This window comes from Streptomyces sp. SID11385 (genome assembly GCF_010548245.1).
Lineage (GTDB): Bacteria > Actinomycetota > Actinomycetes > Streptomycetales > Streptomycetaceae > Streptomyces.
Genome location: NZ_JAAGLR010000082.1, coordinates 1 through 4,174, shown reverse-complemented (window position 1 = coordinate 4,174; position 4,174 = coordinate 1). Strand labels below are relative to the sequence as shown.

The window sequence follows — 4,174 nt, the reverse complement described above, 5'->3', positions numbered from 1 at the left end:
AGGCCGGGCGGCCGAGTGGTCCGGGGCGGGCGCTCAGGTACCGGCCAGCGGCATCGCGGCGGCGACGAGCAGGCCCCGCGCCGCCGCCTTGTCGAGCGCCTCGCGGAGCAGGTCCTCGCGGGGCTGGCGGCCGATGCCGCCGGCCGGGGCCGCGTACACGAGGACGCTCTGCCGCTTGTTCGCCGCGGTGCGCCAGCCCTCGGTGACCTGGAGCGGCTGGTGGGCCTGCCACCAGGCGACGGGGGCGCCGCCGTCCGGGCCGGGCTGGAGCACGGCGTGCAACTGTCCCACCGCGAGCAGCACCGACCAGCCGTGCAGGACCTGCGGCACCGCGCTCACCTCGTGGACCGGGGCGAAGCCCTGCTCCTGGAGCAGCGGCAGGAAGGCGTCGTCCGGGCCCGTGGTGCCGGGGCGGGCGATCGGCCCCGTCGGTTCCACGACGAGCGCGGGGTGGAGTTCGCCGTCGAGCAGCACGAGGCCGCTCGTGACGCCGAGCACCGCCTGCTGCGGCAGCTCGCCCTCGCTCGCCTCGCTCGCGGTGATCGAGGCGACGGCGCCCTGCAACTGCTCCTCGGTGACCCGGACGACCTGCGAGGGCAGGCAGCCGGCGTGCGCGAAGGCGAGCACGGCGGTCTCCTCGCCGACGAAGAGCACGGTGCTCGTGTGCTCGTGCTCCGAGTCCCCCGGAGTGCGGCAGGAGGTGCAGTCGTAGGCGCCGGGAGCACTTTCCCCGGCGAGCAACCGATCGGCTTCTTCGTCACCGATCTCGGCGCGTACGTCGTCGGCGACGTCGAGAATGCGCGGCACGGGGGCTCCTCGGTCTCGTATACCCGCGTGCCCGGGACGTCCGGCGCACGCACGTACCGGGCGGGTCCCGGCACACGCCCGGTCAACGGGCGACCGCAGCCCGGGTCACGCCGCACCCGGCGCGGAATGGCCGCCTCCGCTCCTCGCCCGCCTCTCGGGCCCGCGTTCCCGCCGCGCCCCGCGCGAACTGGGCTTCGTACGAGTACGCGCCGCACCGGCCGCGCGCGAGCCCCCGGACCCCGATAGGGCAAAAGGGGTAAAAGGGGAGCAAATGACTCTTCAGGTGTGGCTGAAAACAGTCGAACGAGCCTCGGAAACGCAGCCATCCGGCTGGACTTCTCCCCCGCCTGGCCCAGCGCCCGCGACCACCCCGTGACCTGCGCGGGAACCGCCTGGTTGCCGACTGCGGCAGGGTTGCCCTGCCACGGACCGGCAACAAGGACGTGAAGACGACCCAACCACCGGGCCCTCTCGGGGGTCTCAGGTGGTGACAGGCGGCCCCGGAGGGGCCGTGCCCAACGGCGGGACACACACGTATGCAGATCTCCTTCCTCATCCACAACGGGTACGCCATCGGCGGCACCGTCCGCACGACGTACAACCTGGCGGCCCAGCTCGCCGAGCACCACGACGTGGAGGTCGTCTCGGTCTTCCGCCACCGCGACACCCCCTCCCTCGCCCCCGACCCGCGCATCCGCGTCCGGCACCTCGTCGACCTGCGCGCCGACAGCCGCGGCTCCGACCGCGCCCACCCCCTGCTCAAGCGCCCCGCCGCGGACTTCCCGCGCGCGGAGGTCCGCTACGCCAGGTACAGCGCCCTCACCGACGAGCGGATCAACGCCTACCTCGCCGGCCTCACCTCCGACGTCGTCATCGGCACCCGCCCCGGACTCAACGTCCACCTCGCCCGCCGCACCCGCCCAGGCCCGGTCCGCATCGGGCAGGAGCACCTCACCCTCGGCGCGCACGGCCCCGAACTGCGCGAGGAACTGGAGGCCGCCTACCCGCTGCTCGACGGCTTCACGACGACGACCGAGGCCGACGCCCGCGCCTACCGCGCCGGGATGAACCTGCCGGGCGTGCCCGTGTGGAGCATGGCCAACCCGGTGCCCGCGCCCTCCCTGCCCCCCGTCGCGGGCGACAGCAAATGGGTCATCGCGGCGGGCCGGCTCACCGGCGTCAAGCGCTACGACCTCCTCATCCGCGCCTTCGCCCGCGTCCGCGCCGAACGCCCCGACTGGCGACTGCGCATCTACGGCACCGGCAAGCAGGAGACCAAGCTGCGCCGGCTCGTCCACGAGCTGGGCCTCTACAACCACGTCTTCCTCATGGGCCCCGCGCACCCCATCGAGGCCGAGTGGGTCAAGGGCTCCGTCGCCGCCGTCACCTCCTCGCTCGAATCCTTCGGCATGACGATCGTCGAGGCGATGCGCTGCGGACTGCCCGTCGTCTCCAGCGACGCCCCGCACGGTCCCGGCGAGATCATCGACGACGGCGTCAACGGCCGCCTCGTCCCGGTCGACGCCGGACCCGAGACCTTCGCGGCCGGTCTGCTCCAGCTCATCAACGACGACGAGCTGCGGGCCAGGATGTCCGCCGCCGCGCTGCGCTCCTCGGCCCGCTACGACCCGGCGGCGATCGCCGAACGCTACGAGTCCCTGTTCACCTCGCTCCGCGCCGCCCGGGGCCCGCGCCCGGCCGGACTGCTGCGCGGAGCCGTCCACCGCGGGCGCGCCAGACTCCTCGGTACGGTCCTGGCCCCCCGCTCCGCCGCGAAGAAGGACCGCTCCGTATGAGGACCACGGCAACCACCCCGCCCGCACAGCGCCGCCCCGCCGACACCGCGCCCGCCCCCAGCGGGCGCACCCGGGTGCCGTGGAGCGTCGGCTGCGTCGCCGACGCCACGGGTGCCCTCGCCTTCGTCGTCACCGAGCCCGAGGGGCTCACGGGCGGGCGGCTGCTGCTGCGGCAGCGCGGCACGGGCGAGGAGGTCCGCCTGCCGTTCACGGCCACGGGCCCCGGCCCGCTGCGCGCCGTCCTGCCGGGCGACACCCCCCTCGCCGAGGGCTACTGGGAGGTGCACGCGGAGCCCCCGGGCGGCGAGCCCGTACGCCTGCGCCCCGGGCTCGACGACCTGCGCGCGCTCGTCGACCGCGACCCGGAGGGCGCCGGCACGATCGCCGTCCACCTCCCGTACGCCAGCAAGTACGGCAACCTCGCGCTCCGCGCCTGGCTGCGCGCCCCGCACGCCGAGGCGGGCGCCGTCCACGTCGCGCCCGGCGAGACGACGGTGCGCGGGCGCTGCTACGGGACCGTGCCCACGCCCGCCGCGTACGCCGAACTGCGGCCCGCGGAGGGCGAGGGCGAGCCGGTGCGCGCGGAGGTGACGGGGGAGGGCCGCGAGGTGAGGCTGCGCATCGCGCACGCGCCGCTCCTCGCGCACGGACCGCGCCACTGGCAGGTGTGGCTCCGCCCCGACGGCGCCCGGGGGCCCGAGGTCCGGCTCGCCAGGCTGCTCGACGACCTCGTCGACAGGCACACCGTCTTCACCTATCCCGCGACGGTCCACGAGGGCCTGCGCGCCCGCCCGTACTACTCCGGCGCCAACAACCTCGCCTTCCGCGTCACCGCCGTCGCTCCCGCCGCCGACCCGGCCGCCTGAGGGCGGCGACCGGTCCCGCATTCGCCGGGACCCGCGCGGGTGGCGCATTACGTGAGGATTTCGCGGAGGCCCGCCCGCGCGCTCCGGGCAGGGGGCGCTTTCCCGCCCGGGCCGTTTATCGGGAGCGCCGGGAAGAGCCGGGAAGCGGGATTAGGTGCGGAGGGAAAAGAACGGGAAGAGTGCCCGGGCATTCAGTCCGATATAACGGCGGTATAAGAAAAGAGCGGCCGAACGTGTGACGAACCCCGCGCGAAACACCCCCCGGCGTGCCGTGACCGAAGCGTGACCCCTCGCACCCGGCCGCGCCTCCGCGTCCGGCCGCTTCCCCCGCACGCCGCGAGCCCCTAGCGTGGGTTCCATGGCAGCCTTCCCCCCGCCCCAGGAGCCCCGCGACGAGCCCGCCGCGTACGTCGGCGTCGAGGCCGAGGAGGCCGAGCGACGCGCGCGTGCCCGGGGCTGGCGCACGGTGCGCGCGCTCGCCCCGGGCACGGTGATCACGATGGAGTACCAGGCCGGCAGGCTCAACTTCGAGGTCGACGAGGGCCGGGTCCGCCGCTGCTGGAAGGGCTGAGCCCGCCGCGGCCCACGCGCCCCCACCGGCCCCGGACGGCCGGAGCCCGCCCCGTGCGACGACGGGGCGGGCTCCGTTCGCTCCGGTCCCTCAGCCGCCCGCCAGCGGGCGGGCCGACTCACCGCGCGGCGGAG

The 4,174-nt window shown here is 75.3% G+C and carries 4 protein-coding genes; 3 read left to right on the top strand and 1 reads right to left on the bottom strand.

Annotated elements, in window-relative coordinates; all coding sequences use genetic code 11:
• Positions 1-33 precede the first annotated feature (33 nt).
• A complete protein-coding gene (locus tag G3I42_RS02960) occupies positions 34-807 on the bottom strand; it encodes a hypothetical protein (protein WP_164282286.1) in 774 nt (257 codons plus the stop codon).
• 536 nt (positions 808-1,343) lie between these two features.
• On the opposite strand from G3I42_RS02960, the gene G3I42_RS02955 reads away from it, so the two are divergent.
• The 3 genes from G3I42_RS02955 (at position 1,344) to G3I42_RS02945 (ending at position 4,040) form a co-directional block, all read left to right on the top strand.
• Positions 1,344-2,603: a glycosyltransferase family 4 protein gene (locus tag G3I42_RS02955; RefSeq protein ID WP_164282285.1), complete on the top strand. Its 1,260-nt coding sequence runs from the start codon at positions 1,344-1,346 to the stop codon at positions 2,601-2,603.
• Positions 2,600-3,469: a hypothetical protein gene (locus tag G3I42_RS02950; protein WP_164282284.1), complete on the top strand. Its 870-nt coding sequence runs from the start codon at positions 2,600-2,602 to the stop codon at positions 3,467-3,469. Before G3I42_RS02955 ends, G3I42_RS02950 begins: the two co-directional genes overlap by 4 nt.
• Before the next feature lie 358 nt (positions 3,470-3,827).
• The gene (locus G3I42_RS02945) at positions 3,828-4,040 is read left to right on the top strand and encodes an I78 family peptidase inhibitor (protein ID WP_164282283.1); all 213 of its coding nucleotides are present in this window, start codon (positions 3,828-3,830) and stop codon (positions 4,038-4,040) included.
• The last annotated feature ends 134 nt before the right edge of the window (positions 4,041-4,174 follow it).